19 protein-coding genes and 2 pseudogenes are annotated in these 26,698 nt (G+C 58.5%); 13 read left to right on the top strand and 8 right to left on the bottom strand.

The genetic code is table 11. The features are described 5' to 3' along the window. Positions 1 to 159: 159 nt before the first annotated feature. Positions 160 to 1,458, bottom strand: a complete 1,299-nt coding sequence (locus tag J5M73_RS23325) for a mechanosensitive ion channel family protein (RefSeq protein WP_115581831.1) — start codon at positions 1,456 to 1,458, stop codon at positions 160 to 162. A gap of 193 nt (positions 1,459 to 1,651) precedes the next feature. On the opposite strand from J5M73_RS23325, the gene J5M73_RS23320 reads away from it, so the two are divergent. The 8 genes and pseudogenes from J5M73_RS23320 (at position 1,652) to J5M73_RS23285 (ending at position 18,065) form a co-directional block, all read left to right on the top strand. Beyond that, the gene (locus tag J5M73_RS23320) at positions 1,652 to 2,992 is read left to right on the top strand and encodes a DEAD/DEAH box helicase (protein ID WP_207816237.1); all 1,341 of its coding nucleotides are present in this window, start codon (positions 1,652 to 1,654) and stop codon (positions 2,990 to 2,992) included. A 420-nt stretch (positions 2,993 to 3,412) separates the two neighbouring features. Next, complete coding sequence (locus tag J5M73_RS23315; protein WP_279381762.1) at positions 3,413 to 5,155, top strand: ShlB/FhaC/HecB family hemolysin secretion/activation protein; 1,743 nt, start codon at positions 3,413 to 3,415, stop codon at positions 5,153 to 5,155. Between the two features lie 27 nt (positions 5,156 to 5,182). Continuing rightward, the gene (locus tag J5M73_RS23310; protein ID WP_207816233.1) at positions 5,183 to 13,930 is read left to right on the top strand and encodes a DUF637 domain-containing protein; all 8,748 of its coding nucleotides are present in this window, start codon (positions 5,183 to 5,185) and stop codon (positions 13,928 to 13,930) included. Further along, positions 13,927 to 14,445 (top strand): hypothetical protein, encoded by a 519-nt coding sequence (locus J5M73_RS23305; protein WP_146036385.1) that lies wholly within the window; start codon positions 13,927 to 13,929, stop codon positions 14,443 to 14,445. Before J5M73_RS23310 ends, J5M73_RS23305 begins: the two co-directional genes overlap by 4 nt. Before the next feature lie 266 nt (positions 14,446 to 14,711). Beyond that, positions 14,712 to 15,692, top strand: a pseudogene (locus J5M73_RS23300) (IS5 family transposase). A gap of 364 nt (positions 15,693 to 16,056) precedes the next feature. Then, entirely contained in the window at positions 16,057 to 16,458 is a 402-nt protein-coding gene (locus J5M73_RS23295; RefSeq protein WP_146036386.1) for a hypothetical protein, read from the top strand. A gap of 276 nt (positions 16,459 to 16,734) precedes the next feature. Beyond that, positions 16,735 to 17,048: pseudogene (locus tag J5M73_RS23290) on the top strand (transposase); the annotation flags it as partial. Positions 17,049 to 17,756: 708 nt separating this feature from the next. Next, positions 17,757 to 18,065, top strand: coding sequence for a hypothetical protein (locus J5M73_RS23285; protein WP_146036387.1), 309 nt, complete (start codon positions 17,757 to 17,759; stop codon positions 18,063 to 18,065). 300 nt (positions 18,066 to 18,365) lie between these two features. On the opposite strand, the gene J5M73_RS23280 is transcribed toward J5M73_RS23285, so the two are convergent. Continuing rightward, on the bottom strand, positions 18,366 to 18,638 hold the full coding sequence (locus J5M73_RS23280; RefSeq protein ID WP_102861691.1) for a hypothetical protein: 273 nt from the start codon (positions 18,636 to 18,638) through the stop codon (positions 18,366 to 18,368). A gap of 288 nt (positions 18,639 to 18,926) precedes the next feature. On the opposite strand from J5M73_RS23280, the gene J5M73_RS23275 reads away from it, so the two are divergent. Next, positions 18,927 to 19,508 (top strand): hypothetical protein, encoded by a 582-nt coding sequence (locus J5M73_RS23275; protein ID WP_102861692.1) that lies wholly within the window; start codon positions 18,927 to 18,929, stop codon positions 19,506 to 19,508. Between the two features lie 141 nt (positions 19,509 to 19,649). Here J5M73_RS23275 and J5M73_RS23270 read toward each other — a convergent pair whose 3' ends face one another. Beyond that, a complete protein-coding gene (locus J5M73_RS23270; RefSeq protein WP_115581841.1) occupies positions 19,650 to 20,597 on the bottom strand; it encodes an AraC family transcriptional regulator in 948 nt (315 codons plus the stop codon). Positions 20,598 to 20,732: 135 nt separating this feature from the next. Next, positions 20,733 to 21,479 (bottom strand): thioredoxin family protein, encoded by a 747-nt coding sequence (locus J5M73_RS23265; RefSeq protein ID WP_207816232.1) that lies wholly within the window; start codon positions 21,477 to 21,479, stop codon positions 20,733 to 20,735. A 195-nt stretch (positions 21,480 to 21,674) separates the two neighbouring features. On the opposite strand from J5M73_RS23265, the gene J5M73_RS23260 reads away from it, so the two are divergent. Beyond that, a complete protein-coding gene (locus J5M73_RS23260; RefSeq protein WP_102861695.1) occupies positions 21,675 to 22,067 on the top strand; it encodes a transcriptional regulator in 393 nt (130 codons plus the stop codon). A gap of 10 nt (positions 22,068 to 22,077) precedes the next feature. Here the strand turns inward: J5M73_RS23260 and J5M73_RS23255 are convergent, their stop codons facing one another. Then, the gene (locus J5M73_RS23255) at positions 22,078 to 22,947 is read right to left on the bottom strand and encodes a DUF6279 family lipoprotein (RefSeq protein ID WP_102861696.1); all 870 of its coding nucleotides are present in this window, start codon (positions 22,945 to 22,947) and stop codon (positions 22,078 to 22,080) included. 255 nt (positions 22,948 to 23,202) lie between these two features. After that, complete coding sequence (locus tag J5M73_RS23250; RefSeq protein ID WP_016962619.1) at positions 23,203 to 23,391, bottom strand: hypothetical protein; 189 nt, start codon at positions 23,389 to 23,391, stop codon at positions 23,203 to 23,205. 354 nt (positions 23,392 to 23,745) lie between these two features. Between J5M73_RS23250 and J5M73_RS23245 the strand changes: the two genes are divergently transcribed. The 3 genes from J5M73_RS23245 (at position 23,746) to J5M73_RS32100 (ending at position 26,001) form a co-directional block, all read left to right on the top strand. Continuing rightward, positions 23,746 to 24,582 carry a S1-like domain-containing RNA-binding protein gene (locus tag J5M73_RS23245; protein ID WP_060838083.1) on the top strand — a complete coding sequence of 279 codons (837 nt, stop codon included), beginning with the start codon at positions 23,746 to 23,748 and terminating at the stop codon, positions 24,580 to 24,582. Between the two features lie 176 nt (positions 24,583 to 24,758). Next, a complete protein-coding gene (locus J5M73_RS23240) occupies positions 24,759 to 25,682 on the top strand; it encodes a DMT family transporter (protein WP_102861697.1) in 924 nt (307 codons plus the stop codon). A 190-nt stretch (positions 25,683 to 25,872) separates the two neighbouring features. Continuing rightward, on the top strand, positions 25,873 to 26,001 hold the full coding sequence (locus J5M73_RS32100) for a PA1414 family protein (RefSeq protein ID WP_011059908.1): 129 nt from the start codon (positions 25,873 to 25,875) through the stop codon (positions 25,999 to 26,001). An 88-nt stretch (positions 26,002 to 26,089) separates the two neighbouring features. Here J5M73_RS32100 and J5M73_RS23235 read toward each other — a convergent pair whose 3' ends face one another. Beyond that, the gene (locus J5M73_RS23235; RefSeq protein ID WP_102861698.1) at positions 26,090 to 26,350 is read right to left on the bottom strand and encodes a hypothetical protein; all 261 of its coding nucleotides are present in this window, start codon (positions 26,348 to 26,350) and stop codon (positions 26,090 to 26,092) included. Positions 26,351 to 26,376: 26 nt separating this feature from the next. Next, positions 26,377 to 26,508, bottom strand: coding sequence for a hypothetical protein (locus J5M73_RS32095; protein WP_258009097.1), 132 nt, complete (start codon positions 26,506 to 26,508; stop codon positions 26,377 to 26,379). Between the last annotated feature and the right edge of the window lie 190 nt (positions 26,509 to 26,698).

Below are 26,698 nucleotides of genomic sequence, written 5' to 3'. Positions count from 1 at the left end.
GCCGGGCTGGTTGTAGCCGCTGCCGTAGGCTGCGACCGAGTCCGCAGGACTCGCAAGGCGGCCGCCGCGTATGACCAGGCGAACCGCCAACACAGGTTTCACGGCCCCTGCGGGGCCGATCGTCCGAACGCGGCCCGAATCTTCGGCAGCGGCTACAGGTTAAAGCGCGTGCTTTTCTGGTTGTGGAACATGGCTGGCGCCCGCTATCGCCGGCAGCAAACCGGCCCGCAGATCGGTGCCGCTGGGCTGCTGGTAGAGGTTCAGGCCAAATTCCGGCATTACCGCCAGCAAGTAATCGAAGATATCCCCCTGGATGCGCTCGTAATCCACCCAGGCCGTGGTGCGGGTGAAGCAGTAGATCTCCAGCGGAATGCCCTGGGCCGTGGTCTGCATCTGGCGCACCATGCAGGTCATGTTCGGCTGGATCTCCGGGTGGCTCTTGAGGTACGCCAGGGCATAGGCGCGGAAGGTGCCGATATTGGTCATGCGCCGGCGGTTGGCCGATAGCGCGGCGACGTTGCCCTGGGCTTCGTTCCAACTCTTGAGCTCGGCCTGCTTGCGCCCGATGTAGTCGGTAAGCAGGCGCACCTTGCTCAGTCGCTGTTCTTCGTCGTCATGCAGAAAGCGCACGCCGCTGGCATCGATGTACAGGCTGCGCTTGATCCGCCGGCCGCCGGACTGCTGCATGCCGCGCCAGTTCTTGAACGACTCGCTCATCAGGCGCCAGGTCGGGATGGAGACGATGGTCTTGTCGAAGTTCTGCACCTTGACCGTGTGCAGGGTGATGTCCACCACGTCGCCGTCGGCACCCACCTGGGGCATCTCGATCCAGTCGCCGACCCGCAGCATGTCGTTGCTGGTCAACTGCACGCTGGCGACGAAGGACAACAGGGTGTCCTTGTAGACCAACAGGATCACCGCCGACATGGCGCCCAGACCGGACAGCAGCAAGAGCGGCGAGCGGTCGATCAGGGTGGCGACGATGATGATCGCGCCAAACACATACAGCACCATCTTCGCCAGTTGCACGTAGCCCTTGATCGAGCGGGTGCGGGCGTGTTCGGTGCGTGCGTAGATGTCCAGCAGGGCATTGAGCAGGGCGCTCAGGGCCAGGAGCTGGAACAGGATGGTGAAGGCCATGGCCAGGTTGCCGAGGAACAGCAGGCTGGTCTTGCTCAGCTCCGGCACCAGGTGCAGGCCGAACTGGATCACCAGGGACGGGGTCATTTGCGCCAGGCGGTGGAACACCTTGTTGTGGCGCAGGTCATTGAGCCAGTGCAGGGACGGCTGGCGGCCCAGCAGCCTGACGGCGTGCAGGACCAGGTAGCGGGCCACTCGTCCGAGCACCAGGGCGATCACCAGTAACAGGGCCAGGCCGATGCCGGCGTGCAGGAGAGGGTGTTGATCGAGGGCTCCCCAGAGATCCTGGGTATTGAGCCAGAGCTGTTTGAAATCCATGGGCTAAAACGATTCTTCTATGAGGCACAAGGGCAGGATTAGAGCATTTAACCCTGACAAAGTTACGGTTAAGGACAAATCGGCTAACAAAAAACCAACTCTTTGCCACCGTTTGCACAAAGAAACTCGGCCTGCGCGCTCGAAACCGTTACCCTATGCAGCTGTTTTTTTGCATATCTTCGAGGTAGCACCCGTGTTTTCCCAATTCGCCCTGCACGAACGCCTGCTCAAAGCCGTGGCCGAGCTTAAATTTGTCGAGCCGACGCCGGTGCAAGCAGCGGCTATTCCGCTCGCGCTGCAAGGGCGTGACCTGCGGGTGACGGCACAGACCGGCAGCGGCAAGACCGCGGCCTTTGTCCTGCCGATCCTTAATCGTCTGATCGGCCCGGCGAAGATCCGCGTCAGCATCAAGACCCTGATCCTGTTGCCGACCCGGGAACTGGCCCAGCAGACCCTCAAGGAAGTCGAGCGTTTCTCCCAGTTCACCTTCATCAAGTCCGGCCTGATCACCGGCGGTGAAGACTTCAAGGTCCAGGCCGCCATGCTGCGCAAGGTTCCGGACATCCTCATCGGCACCCCGGGGCGCATGCTGGAGCAACTCAACGCCGGCAACCTGGACCTCAAAGAAGTCGAAGTGCTGGTGCTCGACGAAGCCGACCGCATGCTCGACATGGGCTTTGCCGAAGACGTGCAGCGCCTGGTGGACGAGTGCCCGAACCGCCAGCAGACCATGTTGTTCTCCGCCACCACCGGCGGCTCCGGCCTGCGGGAAATGGTCGCCAAGGTCCTCAACAACCCTGAGCACCTGCAACTCAACAGCGTCAGCCAGCTGAACGAAACCACCCGTCAGCAGATCATCACCGCCGACCATAACCAGCACAAAGAACAGATCGTCAACTGGCTGCTGGCCAACGAGACCTACCAGAAGGCCATCGTCTTCACCAACACCCGGGCCATGGCCGACCGCATCTACGGCCGTCTGGTGGCCCAGGATTACAAGGCGTTCGTCCTGCACGGCGAAAAGGACCAGAAGGACCGCAAGCTGGCCATCGACCGCCTGAAGCAGGGCGGGGTCAAGATCCTGGTGGCCACCGACGTCGCCGCCCGTGGCCTGGACGTGGACGGCCTGGACCTGGTGATCAACTTCGACATGCCGCGCAGCGGCGACGAATACGTGCACCGCATCGGTCGTACTGGCCGTGCTGGCAACGATGGCCTGGCCATCTCGCTGATCTGCCACGGCGACTGGAACCTGATGTCGAGCATCGAGCGCTATCTCAAGCAGAGCTTCGAGCGCCGCACCATCAAGGAAGTCAAAGGCACCTACAGCGGCCCGAAAAAGGTCAAGGCGTCCGGCAAGGCCGTTGGCGTGAAGAAGAAAAAGACCGACGCCAAGGGCGACAAGAAAAAGTCCGTGGCCAAGGCCCCGACCAAGCGCAAGAACGCCAACCGGCCGAAAAGCGACAGCCTGGTCAGCCAGGACGGTCTGGCGCCGCTCAAGCGCCGCAAGCCTCAGGCGCCGGCAGCCGAATAAGCCAGCGGCCAGCGGTAAACGAAAAACCCGGACCTGGTCCGGGTTTTTTTTGACTGGCTTTCAGAGCTACTCCGGGCCTCGATGGCTCAACTGGCCTTGGGTTTCCCGGCCCATTCCGGCATCCCGGGCAATCTGGGCAATCTGGGCCATGCCCCCGAGTTTTGGCTAAGTGGCCAAAGCTCGAAGAGACGCTTCTGGCGGATCAACAGCCCGCTGCCAAGAAACCTTTCCTGAAAATTCAGAAGTGTCTGATGTGTCGGTTATTGGGGTTAATCCAGTATCGGTACCCACTGCAAGGCCCGGATTCCGGGGAGTGTACGCAGTTTTTCGGGGCGTTCAGCGCTTATTTGACGCCAAGATGATGGCACATTAACATCGCTCGCCCTGTCTGACCCTTGCTGCCCTTTCGAAGGACCGAATATGTCTATCCCCACCCTCGGGATGAGGTTGTGCCGTGCCTTGTCCTGCCTGCTGCTGACGGTCCCGCTGTCCATGGCGATTGCCGCGCCCTTGCCCGCACCGACCTTCAACCCTGGTGACCAGGACCTGATCCGCGACCGGCAGAACCGCCTGCTGGAAGAACAGCAGCGGCGTCTCGAAGAACTCAAGGACTTGCCCGGCAAGAGCGCCGCGCCTGTAGCGCCCAGCGCACCCAGCGATAGCCGCTGCTTCCCGATTCAGGATATCCAGCTCAAAGGCGCCGATTCGCTGTCCGCCAGCGAACGCGAGAGCCTGCTCAAGCCCTATATCGGCCAGTGCCTGGGGGTAGCCCAGCTCAACGAGCTGCTCAAGGTCATTACCAACCGCTACATCGAGAAGGGCCTGGTCACCAGCCGCGCCTACTTGCCGCAACAGGACCTGTCCAGCGGCCACCTGCAGGTGCTGGTGGTAGAGGGCAAGCTCGAAGGGCTCAAGGCCGCCGAGGGCAGCAAGCTCACAGCCCGCGAACTGAACATGGCCTTTCCCGGCAGCAGCGGTGAGCTGCTCAACTTGCGGCAGATCGAACAAATGGTGGACCAGCTCAACCGCCTGCCGTCGAACCAGGCGCAGATGGAACTGGCCCCGGGGCAGGCCGTGGGCGGCAGTGAAGTGCTGGTCAAGAACAACCCGCAAAAGCCCTGGCGCGTCGGCCTGTCGCGCAGCAACGAGGGCCAGAAGAGCACCGGCGAGCAGCAGTGGGGCAGCTCTTTGGAATGGGACAGCCCCCTGGGATTGGCCGACCAACTGGTGCTGCGCGGCGGCCACGACGCCGTCAGCGACCACCAGAAAACCTCGCGCAACGCCATGCTCTACTACAACCTGCCGTTTGGCTGGTGGAACCTCAGCTACAGCTACAGCCAGAGCGAATACCGCTCCCTGGCCCAGGCCGTGGGCTTCAACTTCAAACAGACCGGCGACAGCCAGAACCATCAACTGCGCCTGGAGCGGGTGATCCACCGCGATGCCGTGAGCAAGACCTCGCTGAACAGCGGCCTGAGCTACCTGCGCACCAACAACTACATCGAAGACAGCAAGCTGAGTAACAGCAGCAACCGCCTCAGCGAAGCCCAGTTCGGCATCAACCACGGCCGGCGCATCGGCAGTGCCTTCCTCAACCTCGATCTGGGGCTGCAGGACGGTATTGGCGCCTTCGATGCCCAGCGCGAAAACCAGCGCGACAAATACGGCAATCGCCAGGCCAACGCCCGCTACCGCAAGTACACCGCCACCGCCAGCTACCTGCAGCCGTTCAAGCTGTGGGACGAGTCCCTGGTGTTCAGCAGCCTGGTCACCGGCCAGCGCAGCGAGGATGTGCTGTTCAGCTCGCAACGCATGAGCCTGGGCAGCCAGTCCTCGATCCGTGGCTACAAGGACCAAAGCCTCAATGGCGACAGCGGCTACTACTGGCGCAACGACCTGCGCTGGAGTCGCCCGGTGACCTGGGACTGGCTGCGCCCGGTGTTCGCCGAGTACGGCACGGGGCTGGGCTATGACCTCGGCGCGATCCGCAACGACCGCTATAACGCCGAGCAGCATGGCCGGGTCTCCAGCGACTCCATCGAGTTCTTTGCCCGTGGCAAGAACCTCGCCGCCAGCGTGACCTTTGCTCACTCCCTCGAACGGCCCGAAGCCCTGAGTGAACGCGAAGCGCCGATCTATTTCCGTTTGGACCTGTTCCTTTAATTCCGCTCTTTACCCGAGATACATGACATGGACGTTCGTCAGTTTGCCTTTCTGGCCCGCCAGCCTTCCGCCACCCTGCAAGCGCGGGATACGTTCTGGGGGCTGTCCAAGCGCGGACTGGCGTTCATCCTGGCCAACATGATGTTCTGGCAGCCCGTGGTGGCGATGGCCGACGGCATCGTGGTCAACGGCAGCGGCACCACACTGGGTCAGGCCGGCAATGGCGTGCCCATCGTCAACATCGCCGCCCCCAATGGCGGTGGCTTGTCCCATAACAAGTTCAGCGACTACAACGTCGGCCAGCAGGGCGTGATCCTCAACAACGCCATCAACCGCACCCAGGAAACCCAACTCGGCGGGATCATCCTCGGCAACCCCAACCTGGGTGGCCGCGCGGCCAATGTCATCCTCAACGAGGTCAACGGCGGCAGCCCCAGCCAGCTCAAGGGCTACACCGAAGTGGCCGGGCAATCGGCCCATGTCATCGTTGCCAACCCCTACGGCGTCAGCTGCAACGGCTGCGGCTTCATCAACACCCCGAAAGCCACCCTGACCACCGGCAAGCCGGTGATCGAGAACGGCCAGATCCAGCGTTACCAGGTGGACCAAGGCAGCGTCGCCATTGAAGGTGCGGGGCTCAACGCGAGCAATATCGACCAGTTCGAAATCATCACCCGCAGCGCCAAGATCAACGCCGAGATCCAGGCCAAGCACCTGGCGGTGATCGCCGGGGCCAACGATGTCGACGCCAAGACCTTGAACGCCACGGCGCGGACCGCCAACCCGGCGGATGCGCCGCAACTGGCCATCGACAGCAGTGCCCTGGGCGGCATGTATGCCGGGGCGATCAAGCTGGTGGGCACTGAAGCCGGGGTGGGGGTGAAACTCGACGGCAAACTGATCGCCAGTGGCGGTGATATCCAACTGGATGCCAACGGCCAGTTGCGCATGGCTGACGCCACCGCCGAAAAGGGCGCGGTGTCGATCAAGGCCGGCAGCCTCGATGCCCAGGGCGCGGTCTACGCCGGCACCGAGCTCAAGGTGCAAACCCAAGACGACCTGAACAACCACAGCACCCTGGCGGCGGCCAACAGCATCAATCTGGGCAGCGGCGGGCAACTGAACAACCACGGCATCATCGAAGCCGGGGTCAACCTCGACAACAGCCGCAACCCGAACGGCGATGTCACCCTGACGGCGCAAAACCTGAACAACAGCGGCAAGAGCGTGGTGGCCAGCCGTGATCTGACGGTCACGACCAAGCAGACCCTGAACAACCAGGGCGGCACCCTGAGTGGGCAGCGCCAGGTAACGGTCAGCGCCGCAACTCTGGATAACAGCCATCAGGGCAAGCTGCTGAGCGCCGAGCGCCTGCAACTCGATGCCGATCAGGTGCGCAACGGCCAGGGCGGCCTGATCAAGAGCCAGCAGTCCCTCAACGCCACCCTGGGCCACCTGGGCAACAGCGGTGGCGAGCTGTCGAGCCAGGGCAGCAGCACCCTGGTGCTGGCCAGCATGGACAACCTCACCGGCGTGGTGCTGGCGCAACAGACCCTGGAGATGACCGGTACTGCGGAACTGGACAACCAGGGCGGGCTGCTGTCGGGCTGGCAGGGCCTGACCCTCAAGGGCACCGGCCTGAACAACAGCAACAAAGGCACCGTTTCCAGCCTCAAGGGCGGTGTCGACATCACCCTCAGCGACGCCTTGAACAACAGCCAGGGCGGCGCCCTGGTCAGCCAGCAGGCCCTGGACGTCAAGGCCGCGAGCCTCGACAACAGCCTCAAGGGCGTGATCTCCAGCGCGGGTGCACAGAGCCTCAAACTCAGCGAGCGGCTGGACAACAGCCAGGGCGGTTCCATCGACAGCGCCGCCACCCTGACCCTGCAGGCCATGGCCCTGGGCAACCAGGGCGGCACAGTCAACGCCACCAGCGACCTGGAATTCATCGGCAGTGACCTGGACAACAGCCACGGCACCTTCACCGGCAAGCAGGGTGTCACCCTCGATCTGCTGGGACACTTGATCAACAACCAGGGCACGCTGTCTGCCGCCGGCCCTTTGCTGCTCAAGCGCAGCACTAAGGTTGAGAACCAGGGCGGCGAACTCTCCAGCCAGCAGTGGCTGCGGCTGTTCACCGAACACTTGGACAACCGTCAGAAAGGCCGTGTCGCGGCCAATGACTCGGTGTTGATCAGCGCCAGTGGCGAAGTGCAGAACAGTGATGGCGGCGAGATCCTCAGCCGCGAAGCCGACCTGCAACTCAATGCCGATCACTTGGATAACGCCAAGGGCCTGCTGCAGGCCAAGACCACCCTGGGCCTTGAGGTTGCCGCCGCTACCGGCAACCAGGGCGGGCAGATCATTGCCCAGCAGGGCGACCTGACGCTCAAGGCGGGCCACCTCGACAACAGGGCCGGCAAGGTGTCCGCCCTCAACGGCGGCGCCACCCTGGAAACCGCTGCCGATGGCCGCCTCGACAACCGCGACGGCGCGCTCTTCGCCCAGCAGGGCCTGCATATCAGCGCCAAGGACCTGGACAACAGCGCCGGCCAGATCAGCGCCCGGCAGATTGAGCTGGAGCTGGCTGGCGCCCTGGACAACCGCCAGGGCCTGATCGAAAGCCGCAGCACCCTGGCCACTGCTGCCGCCAGCCTGGACAACCAGCGCGGGCAACTGCGGTCCCTGGGCCTGGTGAGCAAAACCCGCTTCGATATCGGCGGCACCTTCGACAACCGCGACGGCCTCCTGGAAACCGCCAACCACGACCTGGACTTCGACGCCGGCGGCTTCAACAACCGCGGCGGCAGCCTGCTGCACAGCGGCAGCGGGGTGTTCGGCATCTCCATGGCCAACCTCGAAGACGTCGGCGGTCGCCTGAAGACCGCCGGCCAACTGACCCTGGAGGCCGAGCGCTGGACCAACAGCAGTGCAATCCAGGCCGACCAGTTGCTGGTCAAGGTCGACCACCTGACCCAGACCGCCGATGGCCAGCTCCTGGCGGGCAACGGCCTGACCGGCAGCGGCAGCCACTGGAGCAATGACGGCCTGATCGGCAGCGACGCCGCGCTCAACCTCGACCTGAGCGGTAACTACAGCGGCAAGGGCCGCCTGAGCAGCCTCGGGCAACTGGACCTGCACGCCGCCCAACTGGATCTGGCGGACAGCGCCAGCATCGCCGGCGGCGCCAACAGCACCCTGAAGATCGATGGCGCGTTGAACAGCGCCGGGCGCATCACCGCTAAGCAGAACCTGCACTTCACGGCCGCCAGCATCAACAACCACGGCACCCTGGGCAGCGGCGAAGACCTGAACCTCACGGCCGCCACCCTGGTCAACGACCACGGCCTGATCTCCAGCGGCGGCAATATGCAGCTGCTGACCACCAGCTTCACCAACCGCTACGCCCAGGTGTACAGCCTGGGCACCGCGCTGATCGCCAAGGACGACCAGCAAACCCGCGCCGACCTGCTGGACAACCGTTCCGGGGATATCGAAAGCCTCGGCAAGCTGAGCATCGCCGCCAGCACCGTCAACAACGTCATGGACGTGCTGGAGTACACCGAGCACGAAAAGAGCGCGGCCAGTATCACTCGCTTGCCGTGTGAGTGGATTGGTTGCGACGACCGCGGAGGCGGCCGCATCAACGGCTTCTGGGAAGTGGCCGAAACCGATCGCCTGCGAGTGACCAACAGCAGCGCCGCCGCCAGCCTCAACAGCGGCGCCGACTTGCAGATCGACACCCAGGTATTGACCAACACCAGCAGCCTGATCACCGCGGCCGGCGACATCAACGTCAAGGCCGAGACCGTCCACAACCAGGGCCTGCAACCCCAGGAAATCACCACCCTGCGGCGGTATCAGAGCTTCGTCAACGAGACTGGTAACGCCGCTGCCCATGCCGCCGCGTTCAACGCCCGCAACAACCCGACTCCGTCTGCCAGCTTTGCTTCCGACCTCAGCGCCTTTATCGCCTGGACCGGGGTATTGCGGTCTTCCAGCAGCAAAGTGGTGGATGGCGACCAATCCTTCGCCGCCACCATCCAGGCTGGCGGCAAGGTCAACCTCAAGGCTGACAAAACCCTCGACAACAGCGTGATCCGCTCCTTCTACGAGTACGTCGGCGCCGGCAAGACCCTGACCGACACCGGCGTTGGCAACGGCTACTCGACGCCGATCCGGATCAACCCGCAACTGCCCCCGGAACTGGCCCAGCAACAGGTCAACCCCCTGGTACTGCCGGGCTTCACCCTGCCCACCAGCGGCAACGGCCTGTTCCGCCTCAGCGGCCAGGGCAGCACCTTGGCCCAGGCCCCGACGCCTGCGCAGATCGCCGGCCTGCCGGACGCCGCGAGCCTGTCCCGGCCGCACAAGTACCTGATCGAAACCAACCCGGCGCTGACCAACCTCAAGCAGTTCATGAGCTCGGACTACCTGCTGTCCAACCTCGGCTACAACCCGGACGAAAGCGCCAAACGCCTGGGGGACGGTTTCTACGAACAGAAACTCATCCAGCAAGCCATGGTGGCCCGCACCGGCCAGCGCTTTATCGACGGCCAGGACAGCAACGAAAAGCTCTTCAAGCACCTGATGGACAACGCCATCCAGAGCAAGCAACAGCTTGACCTGTCGGTGGGCGTGACCCTGACCTCCGAACAAATCGCCGCCCTGACCCACGACATCGTCTGGCTGGAAAGCCATGAAGTGAACGGCGAACAAGTGCTGGTGCCAGTGCTGTACCTGGCCCAGGCCAACAACCGCCTGGCGCCCAACGGCTCCCTGATCGCCGGCAAGGACGTGAGCCTGATTGCCGGCAAGGACTTGAACAACGTCGGCACCCTGCGCGCGGCCAATGATCTGTCGGCGGTGGCGGGGGAGAACCTGGTCAATAGTGGGTTGGTGGAGGCGGGCGACCGCCAGGATCTGCTGGCGGGCAACCATCTGGTCAACCGTGCTGGCGGCATCATCGCCGGGCGCGACGTGAGCCTGACCACCACTCAGGGCGATGTGATCAACGACCGCACCCTGACCACCCACCAGAGCAGCAGCGAAGACTACGTCCGCGAGCAGCGTCGCGACTTCCTCGACAGCGCCGCCCGTATCGAAGCCGGCAACAGCCTGAGCATCGATGCCGAACGGGACTTCGATAGCAACGGCAGCGCCCTGCACAGCGGTGGCGACACCCGCATCAAGGCCGGTCGCAACGTCAGCCTCAACGCCGTCGAACAAGTGGTCAGCAACGACCGCGGCATCGGCAACCTCGACCAGAGCAAAACCCAGCACGGCGCCACCCTGGAGAGCGGAGGCGACCTGAGCATTGAGGCCGGAGGCAACGTCACCGCCGTCGCCAGCCAGATCGACGCCAAGGGCGACGTCTCGATAACGGCCAAGGACCACCTGACCCTGGCCTCGGCCGCCAATGAACAACACTGGGCCAGCAAGACCGGCACCACCAAGAGCGAAGAGGATAGCGTCCACCAACAAGCCACCACGGTGACGGCGGGCGGGGATGTGACGCTCAAGGCTGGCCAGGACATGACCCTGATTTCCAGCAAGGTCAAGGCTGGGGATGAAGCTTATCTGGTGGCCGGTGGTCAGTTGAACCTGCTGGCGGAGCAGGACAGTGAGTACTCGCTGTATGACATGAAGAAGAAGGGGGGCTGGGGTAGCAAGGAAACCAAGCGCGATGAAGTCACCCGGGTTACCCATGTTGGCAGTGAGATCAGCGCTGGTGGCAACCTGACGCTCAAGAGCGATGGTGACCAGAGGTATCAGGTCGCCAAGCTGGAGAGCGGCAAGGACCTGACCCTGGAGAGTGGTGGCGCTATCACCTTTGAAGGGGTGAAGGATCTTCTTCAAGAAAGCCACGAACAAAGTAAGGGGGATCTGGCTTGGACCAGCTCCAAGGGCAAGGGCAACACGGATGAAACCTTGCGTCAGAGCCAGTTGATGGCCAAAGGCGAGTTGATCATCAAGGCAGCTGATGGCCTGAAGATCGACATCAAGCAAATCGACCAGAAATCCATCAGCCAAACCATCGACGCCATGGTGCAAGCCGATCCGCAACTGGCATGGCTCAAGGAGGCCGAGAAGCGCGGCGATGTGGATTGGCGCCGGGTCAAGGAGTTGCACGACAGCTGGGACTACAGTCACTCCGGGCTGGGGGTTGGAGCCCAGTTGGTCATCATGATTCTGGTGAGCTACCTCACGGCAGGTTTAGCCAGTGGTCTTGTCGCGACCGGGGCGGCTCAGGGCTCGGCAATGGCTGCTGCAACGACGACAACTGCTACGGTCGGAGGTGTGACGACCACCACCACCGTTGCAGCCGGTTGGGGCAACGTCATGGCCAGCAGCATTCTGAGCTCGATGGCCGGTAGCGCTGCAGTCAGTACCGTCAACAACAAAGGCAACCTGGGGGCGGTGTTCAAGGACATCACTTCCAAGGACGCGCTCAAAGGTTATGCCACAGGTGCGGTGACCGCAGGCTTCACCGCCGGAGTTCTGGATAACGCCTTCGGGGTCACTGGCGACAACGTCAACAAAGTGACCAAAGGCTTTGATCTGGGCAGCGTGAAGGATCTTGGCAAGTTCGGCGCCTACCTCGGCGCTCAGGGAGTTGTTCAGGCAGGGGCGCAAAGCGTCATTCAGGGCGGCAGTTTCAGTGAAAACCTCAGCAAATCCCTCACTGCACAAGGGCAGCACTTGCTGCAGGCCGGTGTTTTCAATTGGGTCGGGGACGTTTCGGATGAGTACGACTGGAAAGAAGGTAGCGTAGAAAAGACTGCCTTCCATGCGCTTGTTGGCGGTGCCCTCAGCAAGGCGACAGGGGGGGACTTCGCTACTGGTGCCGCAGCAGCGGGGGCCAGTGAAGCGCTTATTACCCGGCTTTCTGGAGTGATTGGTAACGACAAGAACCTTGAGCTGATGGTTTCTCAGCTCATAGGTATCAGTGCTGCAGCTGCGGTCAATGGTGATGTGGCTAAAGGCGCAGAGATTGCCAAGAACGCTACCGCTTACAACCGTCAACTGCACCCCGAAGAGCGTAAGCGTATTCAGCAACAGGCCAAGGTGTTGGCCGATGAACAAAAAATCAGCGTTGCCGAGGCAGAGCGACGTTTGGCTGAAGCCTTCGCTTTTTATACGGACAAGGCTTGGCAAACAAAGCTGAGCAGATCAGGCGTGGTGTTTGCGGACAGTACTCTGGCGCATCTGGGACAGGCCTTGGCACCGCTGGGGGCTTTCTATGACACACCGACCGAGGTTGTAGGGGATATTCCTGTCGCTCCTGGCCCGGGGAAAATCTATACGCCATCTGAAACCTTGGCGATGTTGAAAAACTATGAGTTTACCCATGCTGACTTCTTCAGCCCGATGGTTAATCTTGAGTACATCACTGATAAAGAGCAGCGGGATTACTATAAAAATAATCTCGATTACCGCCAGTTCGACATTCTTGCAGAGGGCTCAGGGGCTGCAAAGGGTATAGGCGGTGCCCTTAAGGGCAGTGCTGAGGATCTCTATGGCTTTGGCAAGGGGTTGTTAGTAGACACGGCTAACACTGCCAATGGGGTCACCCATGGCTTGATACGAGCTGCGAGTAACCCGCAAGAGGTAATTGCTGCCTTTAATAGCGCCAAGCAGGATGCAGAGAACTTGGCGTTTTTGTACGAATTACAGGGAAATCCTGGCGCCGCTCTTGAAGTCAGGATGAAGTGGGCGACTGAGTTTGCACTGAATTTTGCGGTTATCAACCGGGCTGGCAAACTTGGCAAGGTTGCCAACTCGTTGCGTGACCAAGAGTTGGCGACGCAAGGAGCTGCTGCTGGCGCTACAGGAAGTAAGTTGATCTCTCAGTCCGAGGCCAAGCTGGCAGGCTATAAACCCTGCTGTTTTGCCGCCGGCACTATGGTCGCGACTCCCAAAGGGGAGCGGGCTATTGAAACGCTCAAGATCGGTGATGTTGTTTGGAGCAAGCCTGAACAGGGTGGCGAACCCTTCGCTGCAGCTATCACCGCAACTCATGTTCGAACTGATCAGCCTATCTATCGCTTGGGTTTGAGAAAGGACGGTTTAGGTGGCGTTACAGCGTCGGAGACGCTGGAGGTGACTCCAGGGCATCCATTCTATGTTCCGGCACGCAAGGGTTTTGTCCCTCTTATTGAGCTCAAATCCGGTGATCGCCTACAGTCGTTGGGGGATGGGGCTGGTGAAGGCAGTTCGATTACGGTGGCGTCTGTCGAGCTGCTGCAACCTCAGGGGCGAACCTACAACCTGACGGTGGATATTGGCCATACGTTCTATGTTGGTAAGCTTGGTACGTGGGTGCATAACGTTGGGCCTTGCTATAGCTGTAATAATGGATCGTGTTCGATTCATGAAGCATTATCTGAGGTATCTAATGCGGCAAAAGCTGCGGCAAATGGCAGTGGGCCAGCTAAGGGCTTCTTAGAAGTCAGTGATGCATATTCATCCTCTAAAGCTGTACAAGGGTTGAGTAATTCAAAACCTATTGACTTTATTTACGATCCGGCTAGTCAACGATTCATCATGGGGCGGAACCAATTTGGGCATGATGGGATATTGGATGCTGGAAAAATCCCTTCATCTGACGCTATCGTCGGCGGCGGGATCTGGAAGGAAAATGGAGTTCTTCGAACCTATGAATGGAGCGGACATTACGGGATGAACTGGACTCCCGAGCTTCGTGAGCAGTTCAAGTCCTTTATGAGCAGCCATGGCGTGGATGTTACCCATACTCCCGGGATATCTAGATGATAGATGAACTGAAAAAAAAGTTATTGATGGAGCTCGGTAAGCTAGATGCTCCATGGATAAAAAAAAATGAGTACAACTCTGAAGGGGACGATTTGAGTTGGCTTCCTGTAGCAAAGTTGTGTGGGGGGCGTTTTCTTTTGGGGCTTACTTCCAAGGGCCTTTGGGCTAGATCGACAGAGTTTTTTGTTCAGACAGTCAGCGACGAAGCTGCGTGTGTATTTTTTTTGCCAGTATTAGAGGAGCTTCCAGAAGTGGTTCGTTGCGAGATGATCGATGGGCTTAAAGGTTATGGGCTTTCCGAGGGCTTCATAGACTTATTTCCATTTGAACAAATTGTTTTGGCAGGTCTTAGAAGTCAGAGTGAGTACTGGTCTGGCTTGGCATTGAAATGGGCTTTATTCGTTCCGAGATCTAATAGTTTGGATGCGGAGTTAGAGGTGTTGAGTAAAGCTGGAGAGACTCAACAAATACGTCACTCGGCCAGAAAAATAGCTAAGCAGCTAAAAACTTTGTGACATAGGTCCAAAAAAGGGGAAAACCTAAGGTGACGGTAAAGGGAGCTGTGAACGGTACTGTATTTGAGAATGTCAATCAAAGTTTGCGCTGCACTTCAGATGCCATTCCTATCTTGGAAAGTTCCTGATGAGTGCTCTGGATATTATGCTTTTCCCCGAAGAGTTTGCTGAACTGAATCGTCGCGTACGTTCCGCTACTAAGGAAATCCTGAAGAAGACTTCCCGTTTCTGGTGAAATACGCCGATCCCGTTGCCCGAGTTTCCCGATGAAGCAGATGACTTTCGCCGATGCCGAGTACGCCGGCAAGCGTAAGCAAACCCGCAAGGAGCTGTTCCTGATCGAGATGGATCAGGTGGTGCCATGGAAAGGTTTGATTGCCCTGATCGAGCCGCACTACCCCAAGGGTGAAGGCGGCCGTCCGGCCTATCCGTTGATGGCGATGCTGCGCGTCCATCTGATGCAGAACTGGTTCGGCTACAGCGATCCGGCGATGGAAGAGGCACTGTACGAGACCACCATCCTGCGCCAGTTCGCCGGCCTTAGCCTGGAGCGCATTCCCGACGAAACAACCATTCTCAACTTCCGTCGCCTGCTGGAAAAACATGAGCTGGCAGCCGGCATCCTGGCCGTCATCAATGGCTATCTCGGCGACCGAGGTTTGTCGCTGCGCCAAGGTACTATCGTCGATGCCACGCTGATCCATGCGCCGAGTTCGACCAAGAATCAGGACGGTAAACGCGACCCGGAAATGCACCAGACGAAGAAAGGAAACCAGTATTACTTTGGCATGAAGACCCATATCGGCGTGGATGCCGAGTCCGGCTTGGTGCATAGCGTGGTAGGCACAGCGGCCAACGTGGCGGACGTCACTCAAGTCGACCGACTACTGCATGGCAAAGACAAGGCGGTGCATGCCGATGCTGGCTACACCGGGGTGGAGAGGCGGCCCGAGCACGAAGGAAGCCAAGTCATCTGACAGATTGCGGCGCGCCGCAGCACCTACAAGAAGCACGGAAAACGCAGCCTGTTGTACCGAATGAAGCGCAAGATCGAGAGAGCCAAGGCGCAGACACGCGCCAAGGTCGAGCATCCGTTTCGTGTGATCAAGCGCCAGTTTGGCTACACCAAGGTTCGCTTCCGTGGGCTGGCAAAAAACACCGCGCAGTTGGTCACGCTATTCGCTCTTTCAAATCTGTGGATGGCGCGCCGGCACTTGCTGACGAATACGGGAGAGGTGTGCCTGTGATGCAGGTAGTAGCCGTCGCGAGGTGCTCGCGGCGGCTAAAAACAAAGAAGTGAGCGGGTGATTTGGTCGTTTTAGATCGACTCCCTGCTTTCAAAAATGGCAGGTGCGGAAGTCGGTTAAAAATATCGGACTACTTCAGACCATCCCTAGATGGGCCTCATATCAGGATATGTCTGAAGCATTTCAGAAGGCTCAGGCGATCTATAGAAAAACCGGACAATCCTCTGTCACAGTTGATTTGGGGCGAGTTATTGGGGAGGGATACTTAAAGGGTGGGGGTAGTTATGTGCAGACTACAAAGGCCGTTGTGCGGTTCGATATCAACGGTAAACCATATACGGCTTATCCAAAGTTGAGGTGATTTATGATTAAGGTTGGTTTTGTTGTTCTGGAAGCTGTATTGGCTCCAATAATCGAGCCTCAGGAACCTCTGTATTCAAAGCTTGCTTGTGTTGATGGTGAAGATGAACGGCAATTAAGAGAGGTTATTTCTGAGTATGTTAGGCCCTATTATGACTCATTTGATACTTGGAGTAAGGGTGTGATCTCAAGTTCTATACTTTACTTTTTTCATGTTGGTTGTCTTCCTGGTGGAGTATCTTTAGAGTCGTTGCCGGTGCCTTTTGATTTTCCGCAAGATTTAAGAGTGATTTGTTCGTGCTTGATCGATGAGTTGGCTATTGAAAGACGAGGAATTGATGTGCGGGAGTATGAGTATTGTGATGAGCTAAGCTTGGTTCATCGCTTGAGGCGAAATAGAAGTTGATGTGGTTGATGTAGTCGATATGTGGCGTGATTGGCTGATATTTTTATCGGCTAGGTTTGGTTGTTTGTCTCTATTATAAATTTTATTGTTGTGTTTCTTGGTGCTTTATCTACTCTCGTGTTGCTATGTACTAGATGTTTTTAGGAGTTCTTCGATCAAGTTCGCAAATGTGCTGAAATACACCTGACTTCCTGATACGAGCCACCCATGAGCCAGATGAGCTTTTCCTACTTCGAGTAAGCCGGCAGGCGCAAGTAGACGCGCCGCGAACGCTTCTTGGTCGAGATGGATCAGGTCGCGCCCTAGATTGGTTTGCTAGGGCTCATCGAGCTTTACTACCTGAAGGCTGGCGGCGGCGAAAACCTTATCCGCTGGAAACCATGCTGTGTATCCATCTGTTGCAGAATTGGTTCTCTTTGAGCGATCTGGCCATGGAAGAAGCGCCCTACGAAATCAAACCCATGCGCCAGTTCGCAGGCCTGACGCTGAGCGCGACGATCCCCAAAGACACCACAGTCATGAATTTCCGGCACCTGCTGGAAAAGCATCAACTGGTACCTGCGATCTTTGCGATCATCTACGTCTATTTGTAGGAAAAAGGCCTCTCTCTGCGTCAGGGCACTATCGTCGATGTTACAAGTTATCTGGATTATATTTTTGTTATCGAAAATTAATATTTCCCGGCATTGCCAGGGAATGTTTGTTGTTACTCTGCTGTAATCACGAGTCTATTCTTACTGGCTTCAATTCTGATCTTCTGATTGACACCCAACCCAGCATGTTGCACCAAGTGCCTGTAGTGCCTGTAGTGTTTTAGTAACTCTCCGCACTCAGAGTTGTCTCAACCAAGAGGGCCGGCATCTACTGAGGGTAGTCAAGTGGTTACGCCAAATGGGAAATTGTCCAGCCCGACTCACCCGTTAGAAAAGCATGGGTCCGATGCTAGTGATGGATACCTTGAAGATAGGGTTCAAAATGAGTTGATTAATAGTAAGCGTACAGGCTCACGAACAGCGTTCAATGATCGTGCGCAAATGGAGGATGCTATAGTCATAACATTTTTAATTAAGGCGCAAGATTTGAATTCATGGTTGGCATCCTCACCTCCTGCGGGTATGACTAAGGCCTTCTTGGCTGATCCAGGGTTAGGGGGGCGAGGATTTTAAGTTCTTACTACAGCTGGTCAGATATTCTAAAATAGTTAGTCCTATACCTAATGTTAACTTAGCTCGTAAGTCTGATGGGAAAGGTGGTTATATGATTCATACGGCACATCCTGAATTCTAATGGAGAGACATGTGGCTAGTCTTGAGTGGAAAGAAAATTTGCTTGATATTTTTGCTGCTACTGTGAATCAACAGACACTTGAAGAGGCTGCTGAGGATATGGCGTCTTTGAGTTTTTGTTATCCCGGCCTTCACGAAGATTATTTGAGAACTTTTGATTTTTCTATAAAAGCTTTGCAAGCTGGTGATAACTATCCAGTTGAGTGTGTAAATAGAAGTGGCTATAAGGTTCGTGATGCTGAAAGTGCTCTGGAGCTTGTTGAGGATCTGAGGGAAATTTATATGAGAATCTATGTGGCGGGAAAAGTCGAAGGTAACTAATGCGATAGAGGTGGATGGGCTGTAGTCGTGGCAATCAATATATCTGTTTCACATTGCTCCCGGTTAGCAGGTGAACAGTCCAAAGTCTAAAAGCGGACAGATATGCTTGTGACGGTGAGGGCGGGGGCTATCTCTCTCAAGTCGGAAGTCGAAGTTGGTGTGATAGTCGTTCGGTTGAGGGCTGTTATCTGGTCCAGGATGCAGGCTTGGGCGTTATCGTCAAAGAGAGCAAGTAAGCCTTTGATCGGTATCCGATCAATTGCGATAAAAAAGGGCGACTTTCAAGCCGCCCTTTTTTGCTTACTGGAGCACCTGCTCCTGCATCCGCCTTGTCGTCACATCCATCAAATCACACCCATCGCGCAGCAAAATGCTGCACACCAGCGACAGTTCCTGCAGCACCACTGCACCTTTGGGCGCTTCATCAGAAACCGCGAAGTTTTCCAGTAGTTGAGTCACAGCGCGAATGCGATACGCCGCTGCATCGTGCAGGACGTCTATGGGAGCTTGGGTATCGATCAGCAGGGATGGAATGTTGCAGTCGTGACCGGTTATAGCTTGATAACGCGTCATTTATTGAGCCTCTTTAGTTTGACTGAGGACTCTGTAGATCAGGTCGCCAAACCCGGTCGTCCTTTCAACGACCCCTCGACTATATCCAGCGCTCCCCCTGTCCTTAAAGCCCCATTCCTACTGGACTGTCTGCTTCTGCCGTAAGGCAATTCCTAATTTGCCGAGAGTATCTTTTCAAGCCGGTCCGCCACGATTTTCCTGGCTTACAATGCCGCCGCTTATCGCCATGCCACAGGTGGTTTTCAGGTGGCGGTGCGTTGTTGAAAACCTTCTCAAGGAAGATCCGTCATGCGTCTGTTGTCTCTGCTCTTCACCCTAGCTCTGCTCGCTGGTTGTGCCTCCACCCCGGACTATTACATCTCGCCCAAACCGGTGCAGATTCCCGCCACCGCCACTTATTGGATCGACACTTTCAACCTGCAACTGGTTGGCGAGAGCGAGCGCTTTCTGCCCGAGGACAAGCTGCGTCAGCAACTGGGCATGGAGTTGATCCGGCAATTGGGTAATGCCAATCGCTACGCCGCCACCAAGGACAGCGCCGACTATCTGCTGGATGTGAATGCGGTGTACAAGCGTCGGCTCAGTGATTCCAAGGGGGGGCTGGTGTCGATGGTCGTCGATGACAATACGATCCTGGCCAGTGTCGATTTCGGCTACAAGGTCCAGGTCAAGCGCGACGGCGCCGAGGTGTTGCATTTCGCCCAGGAACGCAATGGGTTGCAGCCTGCCGGGGCCATGGGCCAGTTGCGCAATATGAAGACCATGTTGGGGGCGATTACCAACAGCGGTAATTCGGATGTGGAGAACTTCTACATTCGTGCTCTGCCGAAGTTCATCGTTCGTGATATCACGGCCATTCCTTCTCGTTGAGTGGGTATGTAGCGGGATTGTAGGAGCGAGCTTGCTCGCGATGAACCCGATGGCGCCGCGCTCTGTCAGTAACAGCGCGTGATCGTTGGCGTTCTTCGCGAGCTAGCTCGCTCCTACATGGGGATCAGCGTGTTTTTTGGGTTACAGCTTTTTGACCGGAATGCAGATCTCACACTCCAGCTCTCCCGTCTTGAGGTCGTAGTACGCATCCGCCGGGTAGCGCTCGAAGGCCGGGCGTGGGTCGAACTGCAGGCCGCTCTTGGGTAGCCAGTCGCGGCACAGTTCGATCCAGGCGTCGGCGATAGCCGGGCCCAGGCCGCGGAAGTGGGCCACGGCGTAAAGGCCGCCGGGCAGGGTGGTGACGACGGCGGGGGCGCTGGCCTTGAAGTCCTTGGGCACTTCGACGCAGGCGTCGTAGCGGCATTTGTCGGCGGGGGTGAGGTCCGGGTCGTCGTGGCCGATGCCGTAGCGCACGTGGTTGAACAGCTGGTGTTCGAGCATCCAGGGCATGGCGGTTTCGCGCCAGAACAGGCCGATGCCGGGCCCGTAGGCGCCGATGTAGCGCAGGTAGGCCACGCGGGTGGCGGGCAGTTGCTGCAGGGTGACGTTCATGCTGGTTTCCTTCAGATGAATGAAGGCGTCAGGATCGTCGAAGGCCGGGATGTGGGTCTGATCAGGATTGCTCAATTCACGCAGGCGGCGTTCGCGGATGTCGTCGAGGCGGCGGTGCCAGCGTTTGGGTTCGGTGTCGCGCCAGGTGCTGGGTGAGACCGAGAAGTGTTGCTTGAAGGCCCGGGAGAAGGCTTCGCCGGAGCCGAAGCCGACATCCATGGCGATTTCCAGGATTGAGGCTTCTGGGCGGCTGGCCATCAGATAAGCCCCACAGGCCAGGCGCCGACGCCGCAGGTAGGCCCCGAGGGGCTCTCCGACCCAGGCGCTGAACAGGCGGTGGAAGTGGTAGGGCGAGAAATGCGCCACCCGCGCCAGATCCGCCAGCTCCAGGGGCTGGTCCAGGTGTTGGTCGATATGCTCCAGCACCCGGCTCATGCGCAGGGTGTATTCGTGGAGGCTGTGGTAGGCGGCGCTCATGTTTGCAGATTAGTTCGCTGTGGGGCGGACGTTGCAGTCTGCCGCAGATTTGTGCCGTTTGTGAGAGCCAATCGCCTGTCGGTACGATTCGCCGGCAGCCGGCTCCTACAAACGCCCCGTAGCCGGCTTGCCGGTTCAAGCGTCACCACAGCAAGGGCGGCTTCCCTTGCCTTCGGGTGTCTGTTCGTAGCGGTCATGGAGGCGGACCCAGTCCATGATCTGCTCTTCATTGCGCCCTTTGGGCGTCAGATCGAGGAAGTTATAGGCCCCCACCAGCAGGTCCAGTCCGCGGGCATAGGTGGAGTAGGTGTGAAAAATCTCACCCTGGTCATTGCGATAGAACAGGCTCAGGCCGGGTAACTCGGCTTCATCGCCACTGGCCTGTTCATAGTTGTAGGTCGCGGTGCCCGCGGCTAGCTGCTGGGCGCTGAGGCTGACACCGAAGTCCTGGTTGAAGTCGTCACCGGCGCTGGAATACCAGTCGAAGCGCCAGCCCATGCGTCGACGGAAGTCCTGGAATTGGGCATAGGGCGCGTGGGAGACAGCCACCAGCGTTACGTCGTGATGGGCCAGGTGCAGGTTGGCGCCGTCGAAGTGGTCTGCAAGAAAGGAGCAGCCCTTGCAGCCTTCTTCCCAGCCGGCGCCGAACATGAAGTGGTAGACCAGCAACTGGCTACGCTCGCCGAACAGTTGCGCCAGGCTCAGTGCTCCGTCGGGGCCTTGAAAGCGGTAGGGCTTGTCGATCTTGACCCAGGGCAGCGCCCGTCGCTCGGCACTGAGCTGGTCGCGCTGGCGGGTCAAGGCCTTTTCATGGATCAGGTGCTGCTTGCGTGCGAGCAGCCATTGTTCCCGGGAGACCACGGGGTGATCGGTAGTGCTCATGGCGCTTCTCCTCAAGGCAGGGGGCATGGGTCTTACACACGCTAGTCGTTTGGCGCAGGGCTGGATCGACAAGCTGCCCAGCGGTTTTCCGATCAGGGGTCAGGCTGGCGCGGCGTATTTCCTGAACGGCTGAAAACCCGGTCGGTCACAACCTATGAACGGCATTTCATTCTCATGTCTGGAGGTTGAACCGCAATGACCACATATAACTGGGATCTGATTGAACGACTGCTGCACGAAGTGCAGAACGGCGCCGGCCACAGTTTCACGCCTCGCCCCTACGCCGAGCAGCATGCGGCGGCCAAGGAGGCGGAGGGTGAGCCCACCGGCAATCTGGATGAGCTGAAAGTCACCGCCACCCAGTACGAAAAGTTGCTGCTGGACCGGGGCTTTATTGAAACCAGGCCCGAGGAAGAGGGCGGCAACGGCGAGAACTTTGTACTGACGCCTCGTGGCTCAAGCCTGCTGTGTCTGATCGACAGCAGTATTCCGGGCAACGATCACCCGCGTCAGGTGCTGGATGAACAGGCTGATGCCCTGGCTGCGGATACCTTTGATGAGGTGGCCTCCAAGGCGCAGATCGCCTAGTTTCGCGATGCTAGCCCTGGCTCGCGTTCTGCAGGCATTTCAGGGCGGCGAAGTCCTTGCGTACACCGTCGATTTTCTTCAGCAGGTGCTGGCGTTGGTCCACGCTGCTGGCGGCCATCAAGTCAACCAACAGGCTGCGTGCGGCCTGTTCGGTGTGGGCGTAGGCCTGGCGGTAGTCGTCCGTCCATAAACTCTCGCGGTTGATCAGCAATTGCTCGATGCGCTGTGGGAAATCGCTGTCTCGGCGTTGCGCCACCGCGGCGCTGAATTGCGTCTGCCAATGGACGCGATTGGCGATCCACTGCTGGTTCTGCTCTCCCAGGGAGGCAGACCATTGCTCGATTCGTTGTTGCTGGCTGGGGGTCAGGGGGCCAAGCCAGGCATTCAGGCGCTTGCTCATGCGCTGACTGCGCTGCTGGATCTGTTGCGCCAGTGATGGCGTGAGGTACTTCTTGCGGTGTTCTTGCTGGTCCTTGGCGAAGGCGTTGTTCATCTCGTTGACTTGCCCGTCGTCCAGGTCCTGGAGCAGTTCTACAGCGGAAGGGGTGATCTGTCTTACAGTCTCGGCGATGGCCTGCTTGGCTTCCCGGGTTCGTGCTTGCAGGTCCTGATCACTGACCTGATTGCTCTGCACCATCAATTGCAGGCGATCGAGCCAGTCCAGATAGCCGGGCAACTGGGTGCTGCAATGCCAACTCAGGTGCTGCTGCAGACGCTGGTTGAACCAGCTTTTCTGCTCGCTGTTCATGTCCAGGTAGTCGTTGAGGGTCCAGGGGATGATTACATCCAGGTTGCGATAGGCCAGGCCGACTCGGCTGCAGGCGCCGAGCAGCAGGCTGAGGATCAGCAACGAGATAAGCAGGGGCCACTGGCGCGCCATGTTCGAGTCCTTGCGAGTTCGGGTTCCTGCATCTGAACCCGGAAGGCTGCCGGCCGTTCAGTCGCAGGGCGGAAGGCCGACAGTGATGAACTGGGAGTTGGCTGAAACTATTGATCCAGAGAGCTGCAAGGATAGCGGCCAGGAACAGCGGATAAGGGCCGTTGGTCGACTTTTAGTACTGGGGGGAGGAGAGAAGGGTGCCAGTCCTAGCGCTTTGAGGGCAAAGCGCTAAGGGACCAGGATAATGCGGGGGAATTACTTCTTGCCGAGGCTGATCTGCTTGGATGGGCCGAAAGTCTGGCCGCTGACGCCTTTGGCAATTTGCTGGATTTCGCCGCCCGATTTCAGGAAGGCCGCGATTTGTTCGTTGATCGATTCGCTGGTTTCAACGGCGGGAGCTGGTTTTGCTTTGCTGTTGGAGGCTTTTACTCGCATGGCGGCCATTTAACCTTTTGGGAAAATTAATTTGGCCAGGCATCTTATCAGAAATACTTGACAATTGCTTGGTAAATATCCTCTGAAACAGAGGGTCGTTTTTTGGGCTTTTTCCTTAAGTTGATCTTGCTGACATCTTCCTAAGTGGCTGTTTTAAATAAAGACCTGTTACTGAAAATGCGGCCTGGTGGCTGTTTGCCCCTACCCGGCAGGTCGCTGTTGGCCTGACGAATGGCCGCTTGAGCGCCAGTGATGCTAGAAAAACCAAGGCTCTTCACGGATTTTTCCGGTCCGGGACTCAGGAGCGCCAACCTGGGCGTGGAAAACAGGTAGAATGCCGCCCACGCAATGAGGGTATTGGAAATGGCTTTAGTCGGGCGCTACAACAGTTTGCAAGTGGTTAAACACACTAACTTTGGTTTGTATCTGGACGGAGGGGCGGACGGCGAAATATTGCTGCCCAATCGTTATATTCCCAAGGATATTCCCAGTGAAGATGAAGACTGGTTGAATGTTTTTGTTTATCTGGACAGTGCCGACAAGTTAATCGCAACTACCGAAAAGCCGAAAGTTCAAGTTGGCGAGTTTGCCAGCCTTAAAGTCGTCGAAGTTAACAGTATCGGGGTATTCCTGGATTGGGGATTGCCCAAGGACCTGCTGCTGCCCTATTCGGAAGAGAAGCGCCAGATGAATGCCGGCGAATACTGCGTGGTGCATGTCTATCTGGACAAGCACACCCGTCGTATCACGGCCACGGCTCGCCTGGACCGCTACCTGGACAAGACTCCGGCTAACTACAAGGTTGGTCAGGAAGTCGACCTGTTGGTGGCTGAATCCACCGACATGGGCTTCAAGGCGATCATCAACAACAAGCACTGGGGCCTGATTCACAAGAACGAAGTGTTCAAGTTCCTGCGCTCCGGCATGCAAGAGAAGGGGTTCATCAAGGAAGTGCGGGCCGATGGCAAGATCAGCCTGAGCCTGCAACCGGTGGGTGAAGAAGCGGCCACCAGCCTGAACTCGAAGATCCTCGCCAAGTTGCGCGAAAACAATGGCTCTCTGGCGGTCAGCGACAAGAGCGATCCGGCCTTGATCAGCAGTTTGTTCGGGGTCAGCAAAGGCAACTTCAAGAAGGCCATCGGCGCGCTCTATAAACAGGGCCAGATTGTCATTCACGCAGATCGTATCGAGCTAAGCTGATACTTGTTTCGCTCTGGGGTGGATGTGCTTAAAGCCCCACCTCTTCTATGTCTCGTGTTGCTTGTCTTTCCTGGTGCGGCCGGCCTTGCAGCACGACGGCTGGGCGCGCGCCTGGGGGCGTTGTCTTTTCCACAGCGGGTAGCTGTCATGTCGATGAATCAATCTGAGGGACTGCGGTGAGCATCGAGCGGCGCAACGCCGATGGTTTTGCCCTGCAGGTGATGCTGGGGTTGTGCCTGATCTGGGGCGTGCAGCAGGTGATGATCAAATGGGCGGCGGCGGATATTGCCCCGGTGATGCAGGCGGCTGCTCGTTCCGGGATTTCGGCGCTGCTGGTGGCCCTGCTGATGTGCTGGAAAGGGGGCTGGTCCCAGGTCTCCAGTACCTGGCGAGGCGGTTTACTGGCCGGCGCCCTGTTCGGCCTGGAGTTTCTGTTCATTGCCGAGGGGCTGAAGCTGACGAGCGCCGCGCATATGTCGGTGTTCCTCTACACCGCCCCGATCTTCACTGCCCTTGGGGTCAATTGGTTGCTGCCCAGTGAGCGGCTGCGGCCGTTGCAATGGTTGGGGATCATCCTTGCTTTCATTGGCATCAGCATCGCCTTTGCCGGTGGAATCTCCCTGGACAATCTGGATCGGCGCATGCTCCTGGGGGATGTATTGGGATTACTGGCGGGCCTGGCCTGGGGCGCGACCACGGTGGTGGTACGCGCCTCGCGATTGTCGGAAGCGCCAGCCACACTGACCCTGTTCTATCAGTTGGTCGTCGGGTTCGTCGGCCTGCTACTGATTGCGGTGCTCAGCGGCCAGGTGACCCAGGTCAGCCTGACCCCGGTGGCCGTGGCCAGTGTGTTGTTCCAGGGGCTGGTGGTGTCGTTCTTCAGCTACCTGACCTGGTTCTGGCTGCTGCGTCGCTATCTGGCGGCGAACCTGGCGGTGTTTTCGTTCATGACACCGATGTTTGGCGTGACCTTCGGCGTGCTGTTGCTGGGTGAACCCTTGAGCCTCAACTTTGTGCTGGGGGCGCTGCTGGTGCTGCTGGGCATCACCTTTGTCAGCGCCGAGCAATGGCTGCGTCGGCGGATCAAGCGCTTTCTATAAGCCGCTGCCCAGGAGACTGCCGGGCAGGCGCCACAGGCGCTGCGGGCCAATGGCTGAATAGCCTTGGCCGATTCGCTTCAATCCAGTAACAGTTCATTGCTATTGCGAGGCAGCGCGCGGGAAAAGTTAGGACTATTATCTGCTTGAGGCGGCGCAGTATCGCCGCTCAGCACGACCCTGAGGGGGCACTATGAAAGACAAACTGCAAAGCTGGCTGCACGACCTTGGTGTCGCACTGGGCCTGATCGAGCCACCGCTGCAACCGGTGCCGATTCCTACCGACGAAGAACTGCGGCGCCGTCAGCAACGTCGTCGTTGAGCTCAGGGCGAGAGCGGAGTGCAGACTTCGGCTCTCGCCAGGGTTTTCTGGCCGGCAGTCGCTCGGCCATCCACCCGAGGCAATCGGGTCAATCCTGTTTTTGTCGGGACTTTTCCAGCAACCATTGCACCAGGTCGTCGACCTTTTCCAGGCGCCAGAGCGCTCGCTGTTCTTCCCGTGGGGAGATGCAGAGATCGAACCTGTCCTCCAGGCGCCAGAGCAGCGCTTCGATATCCTCCCGGTCGAGTCCCAGTGCTTGCAGAGCGCTTTGGTCATCGAAGTCGGTGCGTTCATCCAGCCCCCGACGGATGAGCAGGTGTACGGCCACGCGTGCTTCGGCCCGTTTCATCGAGTTACTCCCGAGGAGCGAGCAGGTCAGGCGGGACGGGCAGCGTCGGCGCGGGTCTTTTCCAGGATCACCTGGCTGAGTTCGCTGATGGAGTTGATCCGGTAGAGATCAAGGTCTGGATCAACGCGGATGCTTGGTTGGATGTCGAAACGGTCCATAAACACCTCGGGGCAGGGGAGAGGTTCTGATTGTTTTATGACCCCGTCCAAGGGTGAAGCGATAGCGTGCCCTGAGGCTGCCAGCGATCCTTGTACTGTTCAGTAACAGTCGTCGCTGAATCAGATTACAGCAGAGGTTTTTTCCGGCGGTGGTGACCGCTCGTCCAGTGGGCGGCTTCCTGGATCGGGC

The sequence above is a fragment of the Pseudomonas sp. 50_B genome (assembly GCF_017491625.1).
GTDB classification, from domain to species: domain Bacteria; phylum Pseudomonadota; class Gammaproteobacteria; order Pseudomonadales; family Pseudomonadaceae; genus Aquipseudomonas; species Aquipseudomonas danubii.
Note: the sequence above shows the minus strand (reverse complement) of the source record. Positions and strands in the feature narration are given on the sequence as shown.